This window comes from Bacillus thermozeamaize, from assembly GCA_002159075.1.
In the GTDB taxonomy this organism is placed as follows: Bacteria; Bacillota; Bacilli; order ZCTH02-B2; family ZCTH02-B2; genus Bacillus_BB; species Bacillus_BB thermozeamaize.
In genome coordinates this window covers 1-3,286 of sequence record LZRT01000131.1, presented here as the reverse complement: position 1 = coordinate 3,286, position 3,286 = coordinate 1, and the positions used below count along the sequence as shown (strand labels likewise).

Here is a 3,286-nt window from a genome sequence, read left to right as displayed (position 1 = left end):
GCGGGGCCGTCCCTTTTGACTGGACATTGAAATGATCAGCAATCCTAAGGCGTTTACCTTTTTTCTGGACATAATGTAACCGGCCCATGAAGATTCACGGTTCGAATTGATATGTCCAAAAATTTCTTGCGAAACGTCTTTCATGGCAGTGATTTGTCCAAAGAAACCGGACCATATGTCCAAAGAATCCGGGTAAATACATATCCTGTCCGGCTGAAATGTCTAAAGATACCGGGTGAATGGCCGCCGGATCACCGCTTCGGATCAAGTCCAAATTTGTGTGTAAATTCCCTCAGTTAGAAAGGGCTGGAGTGCTACGATAAAAATGCAGTCGAAAAACCCCCTCATATGAAATAAAATGAAAGCTAACAAACGAGGGGACGGGAAACAATGAAACGTTACGACAAGGCATTTAAAGAAGAAGCTGTAAGTTTAAGCAACGAGATTGGACCAAAGAAAGCCGCTGAGCAATTGGGCGTGTCCTACTATACTTTGCAGGATTGGAGAAAGCAAAGAGCCCTGCATGGCGACGGAGCGTTTGTTGGAAGCGGACGCGCGTATGCATCTGCCGATAAAACCGCGCGCGAAATCGAATTGGAAAGAGAAATAAACGAGTTGCGCCGCGCCAATGAAATTCTTAAGGATGCACTAGCTTTTTTCGCAAAAGACCGGAAGCGGTAAAGGCTTGCCAGCTCTATGCTTACATCCGTGAACGTCGGAATCGGTGGACCGTCAAGAAGATGTGTAAAGTGCTGGCGGTCAGCGAGTCAGGCTATTACCGCAGTTTGAAGCCCACACCCCGGCAGGATCGGCAACAGCTGCTTCTGGTCAAAATCCAAGACATTATCAACGCCCATGAAGACAACAGCAATTACGGTGTCCAGCGTATTCTGCTGGCGCTGGAACAAAAGGGGATCAAGACGAGCTACAGTACCGTTTACCGAATCATGAAGAAGCATGGCCTGCTGAAGAAAGCCAAGCGTCATCCAAACGGCCTTACACGCGAGGATGCCGCAGCTCAAAAGAGCGAGAACCTGATCCAGAGAGATTTTACAGCTTCAGCCCCCAACCAAAAGTGGCTGTCGGATATCACAGAAGTCCCTTGTTCAGACGGCAAGCTCTATGTATCTGCGGTGCTGGATTGTTTCAACGGCGAAATCTTGGGCTTGGCCATGGGCGATAATATGCGTAAAGAGCTCTGCATCCAAGCCTTTGAGAACGCCTGTAAAGCAAGAAATGCACGCGGCATGATTTTCCACAGTGACCGGGGCAGCCAGTTCACAAGCCAAGCATTCCGGGAAAGTCTGGCTAAACGAAATGCCATTCAGAGTATGAGCGGCACAGGGCGCTGTTATGACAACGCCAGGATGGAAAGCTTTTTTGCCACGTTAAAGAAAGAGAAGCTGTACAAGATCAAAACGGAACGCTATCCAATGGCTTATGTGAAATCGGTCATTTTCAGATACATCATGGTCTACTATAACAGACAGCGGATCTACACCTCTAATCCAGGGGGCTGGCCCCCAGCGATATATCGCGAAAGAATGTTGTCACAAGCAGCTTAATAACGGGGTTTCAGTATGAGGGTGTTTTCAAACTGCACTTTTCTTGACAACTCCATGCCGAATAAAAAAGGGGTGCCCCAATCGCGGCACCCATGTCCGAGTCGTTACGTGTTCACCTCAATCGTGGAGGAGGGAGCAAAATTGATGATTTCCAGCACAATCGGAGAATTGGCGATAATCGGTTCCCCGTCGGCGGGCACATTGATCACCAGCGACCCGGTGCCCGACGTTCCCGGCGTATAGGTGGTGATGCCCTGCATTTGCAGCACGCCGTTAACGTACACTTTATACAGGCTGTTGTTGGTTGCCAGTTCGGGCAACTCGGTCGCTTCCGCCCCGGTATCGTCGAAAAAATCGGCGACATCGATGGTCAGCGTACCGCCCGGCTCGACTTCTTCGTCGGTGACATGGAAAAATTTTTGCGGCTGAGGCCCGGTTTCCACTGACGACGTTGCTTCAATCTGGATTTTCATGAGTTGCAGAGGCATGATCCGTACCTCCTTTGCGAATATGATCGATGCAGTAAAATCATATTCGGCCGCCATTCCGAAGGTTTGGACAAATCATCCGATAGGTGCACCTATTTTTCCCGCGCAACGTGAAATCCCACGGACTCCAAAATAATGGGGGTGCCTTTGATAATGCTTTGCCCGGTGGCGGCGATCTTCAGCGCATCGGCACTCGCTTGATACAGCTTTCCCTCCTGCAATACCCCGTTCACGTACAAATTGAAGTAGCCTTCTTGTCCAAAATCCATGAACTTGACGGCCGTCTCCCCCGTATCGTCCGCAAACTGATGAGGATGCAAAACCAATTCCTCGCCTGTCAAATGGATGTCTTCGGGAACCTGAAAGAAATATCTTTTCACCACGGGACGGATGCTGATCGGGGTGCGATCCGGACAAACCAAGCTCAGATGCTTAACGGTGAAGTGAATGCGGCGGAGGATTCTTTTTTTGTTTTTCCGTTTGATGCGCCTCGTGCGATCGGCGTGTCTTGCGTGATGAGGACATGGGCGTCGGGACGAAGATTTGCCGCACTTGCACTCACATTTGCACACACATTTGCACTTGCATTTGCATGCGGAGCAACGATGATGACACGTACATCTTACAGAAACCTTGGTCGCCTTGCATTGTAGTTTGCTCCGTTCCGACACGGATTCCACCTCCGTTTACGGCACTAACACTAATTTATGATCTGTCCCGGATGATGGGATGGGCTGTCGACGCGGAGACGGCGATTTTTTCGCGTGGAAAAAAATCGGCGGACGGGATCCGTCCGATGGCCGGCCGCGCGGTGCGCTGTTGTCCGATCCCGCCGCGCTTCAGTAAACGTTAGTAACCCGCAAGTAAAATGGCATACAGGCTTCTGATTCGCTGTACACGGAACGCAGTAAACGTAATAAAATAAGTAAACATATAAATATAAACCTAAATTTCGAAAGCCCATTGTTTCGGTAAAATCACGAGATGTTAGCGCATAACACCCTGTAAATAACAGGGAAGTTCCCAGCCAGACAACTCCCCGTCAGCGTTGAAAGGTATTCCTCCCCCCTCCCCCACCGCAAGGGGCTTTTGGTTTTCCATGTAAAATTGTGGGAATCTCTAACCTGACATGGTCGCCAGCCGCGCTTCGATTCGCTTCCACGCATGGCGGTATGGAAAGTCGTGAGCCAGTTTCAGGATGAGCTTCCGGCTGTGCCGAACGATCGTCGCCGC

General features: G+C 50.0%; 4 protein-coding genes. 2 read left to right on the top strand and 2 right to left on the bottom strand.

Going from position 1 to position 3,286, the window contains the following annotated elements:
• The first annotated feature begins 390 nt into the window (after positions 1-390).
• Both BAA01_14975 and BAA01_14970 read left to right on the top strand, forming a co-directional pair.
• A complete protein-coding gene (locus tag BAA01_14975) occupies positions 391-681 on the top strand; it encodes a transposase (GenBank protein OUM84388.1) in 291 nt (96 codons plus the stop codon).
• A gap of 59 nt (positions 682-740) precedes the next feature.
• On the top strand, positions 741-1,565 hold the full coding sequence (locus BAA01_14970; GenBank protein OUM84387.1) for a transposase: 825 nt from the start codon (positions 741-743) through the stop codon (positions 1,563-1,565).
• Between the two features lie 104 nt (positions 1,566-1,669).
• Here BAA01_14970 and BAA01_14965 read toward each other — a convergent pair whose 3' ends face one another.
• Both BAA01_14965 and BAA01_14960 read right to left on the bottom strand, forming a co-directional pair.
• Complete coding sequence (locus tag BAA01_14965; GenBank protein ID OUM84386.1) at positions 1,670-2,053, bottom strand: hypothetical protein; 384 nt, start codon at positions 2,051-2,053, stop codon at positions 1,670-1,672.
• Positions 2,054-2,145: 92 nt separating this feature from the next.
• A complete protein-coding gene (locus BAA01_14960; protein OUM84385.1) occupies positions 2,146-2,475 on the bottom strand; it encodes a hypothetical protein in 330 nt (109 codons plus the stop codon).
• Positions 2,476-3,286: the final 811 nt, after the last annotated feature.